General features: G+C 34.1%; 4 protein-coding genes. 2 read left to right on the plus strand and 2 right to left on the minus strand.

Annotated features, from left to right (window positions below):
- Positions 1-504 precede the first annotated feature (504 nt).
- Positions 505-954, minus strand: coding sequence for a hypothetical protein (locus L1D51_RS21395; RefSeq protein WP_239964825.1), 450 nt, complete (start codon positions 952-954; stop codon positions 505-507).
- 95 nt (positions 955-1,049) lie between these two features.
- Entirely contained in the window at positions 1,050-1,442 is a 393-nt protein-coding gene (locus tag L1D51_RS21400) for a hypothetical protein (protein ID WP_239964826.1), read from the minus strand.
- A 160-nt stretch (positions 1,443-1,602) separates the two neighbouring features.
- Here L1D51_RS21400 and L1D51_RS21405 point away from each other — a divergent pair, with 160 nt between their 5' ends.
- Positions 1,603-1,806, plus strand: coding sequence for a hypothetical protein (locus L1D51_RS21405; RefSeq protein ID WP_239964827.1), 204 nt, complete (start codon positions 1,603-1,605; stop codon positions 1,804-1,806).
- A 95-nt stretch (positions 1,807-1,901) separates the two neighbouring features.
- The coding region (locus L1D51_RS21410) for an Arm DNA-binding domain-containing protein (RefSeq protein WP_239964828.1) at positions 1,902-2,189 on the plus strand (288 nt) is incomplete at its 3' end.

Raw genomic sequence — 2,189 nt, forward strand, 5'->3', positions numbered from 1 at the left:
TTATATGTTCCATCGAATACTTCAAAAGACATTAAAGAATAACTGGGAGTTCAATAATTAGTAAGTCAAGTTCTCACCACTTATATGATGAACTTTTATGATGAACTTTATTTACGTAAAAGTATTTAGAGTTAGCAAAGAGTGATATGACATCATAATCAACATCTGACGAAAAAACTAACTTGCTCTACAATAACCTAAGAGCTATGCGCTTTCATAACCCCATAGACAACTGTGGAATCTCTAGTTATGGCTTTATAAAAAAAGGAGTAGCACGCTACTCCTTCATTGCCCTAAAGCCTCGCCTTACATTACTGTGGTAATACGCTTTTGCATTACCACAATGGAAAAGTATATTTGCGTACAATCCCCTCACTAGTATTATCAGAATGAACTCTGACTACCCAGACATTGAGTAGTGAGCCTGCAAATAACGGCTCGTGGCGTATTTCGTGAGTTATGGTTAGGCTGCTATTTTTATATGCAAAAATAGCTTTATTTATCCTAAGAATGTGTTTGTTTGATTTGCGATATGGTCTCTTTTATAGAATTTTGAGTACGCTCATTATTAAGCTCTGGCTCGAACTCACGCTCAATTTTTTCCTTAAAGACATCATCGAAGTCATTCTCTAACTCCGTATCGAATAAATCATCAAAGCGCTCTGGATTTTCGTTGCAAGGTTGGTCATCGTAGTCCGAATAATCAAAGGTGCCCTCCTGAATATCTTCAAGCAGAAAAACCATCATTTTATAAAACAATACTTTTACTCCACGATAGTTCAGTTGCCTATTGGCATAAACGTCCTGCTCGATAATTGACCAAAACCCCTCAAAATCGGGATTTTCTTGGTTTAACATTAAGTGATTAATTTTATGGTCATTTTTATGAATGATAATGTATAAAGCATCGATTAAGTCAACGAAGTTCAATGTACTTACATATCTTGAAGACATGCTTTCCTCCTTTAGTTAGGGTTAAAAAAACTTTTAACTAAAAAGGAACGAGGAAGGGGAAATATTAAGAAAGCGAACCCGAAGGTTCGCCAGTTTTAACTTTTTTCGATGATTTCTAACCAGTTCTCTTCAGCGTGACTAAAGAAAGTTGTTGGTTTCGTTAAAAATATCGCTTCGAACTCCGCTGAAAATAAATGACAGAATTCTTTTATTTGCTCAATATATAGAAGCAAAAAAGCATACATTTCTACACCATCTAAATAGCGCCCTGAAAAGTCAGAATTTTCATCAAAAAGCTGCTTTGAGATGCTTATACCCAATACATTACCTACCCTATCTCTGTGCATGTATATGTAATGACTAAAACTTAGCTCGATTGAGCCGCCTGTAGACGCTTCTTCAACATCTGCTAAAAGTAGAATTGTTGAATTGTCATCCCAGGGTGACTTACTCGCGCGTTGATATTCTCTAATAAAATTTGACTTCATTTTAATCCCTCTATTTTGAACTCATAGCTAAATAAGCACAAGCTATGAGAAATAAAATGAAAACAAAAAAACAAATAAAAACAATGAGATATGTTNCTTAAACAATAACAGAGCTGATGATTAAAGAATCAACAGACAGCTCATACTTTTAGGAAAAATTATGGCAAATGAAGTTTTAATTAGCCGGTATTGCGAATTAACAGGTGACACAAAAAAAGCTGTTAACGCAAGAATACAGCGCGGTATTTGGTTAGAAGGTATCCACTATTACGTAGTACCAAATATGCGAGAACGATGGGTAGACCTAAATGAAATTTCAAATTGGGTTAAAAACAGCGGCTCAATGAAGTCTTTTGTGCGTTAAGTATCAAGGGTTTTGAGCTGAGCTTTGCAGTAAAGAACCCTTAAAATACAACATATTAGCGGTAAAATAAATAAAATTTATATATTTAATTTGATATGATTTTAAAAAAACAAAACATAAATATGCCCAAAGGAGTGAGCTGTAGGTTCAATAAAAATGGGGTTGCAACTTCAATTCAAATTACATTTACCTATAAGGGAATATTGTGTAGAGAAAAAGTTAACTTTGTTCCTGACTCCAAAGGAGTTCGTGCAGCAGCAAATTTACTAGGCGAAATAAAAAATCAAATAGCCATGAATAGTTTTTTTTATGCGGACTACTTTCCAAAATCAAGTAAATTAAAAATCTTTTCAAATACAACATCCAATGCAACTGTAGAAGAT

The sequence above is a fragment of the Pseudoalteromonas shioyasakiensis genome, assembly GCF_022398475.1.
Lineage (GTDB): Bacteria > Pseudomonadota > Gammaproteobacteria > Enterobacterales > Alteromonadaceae > Pseudoalteromonas.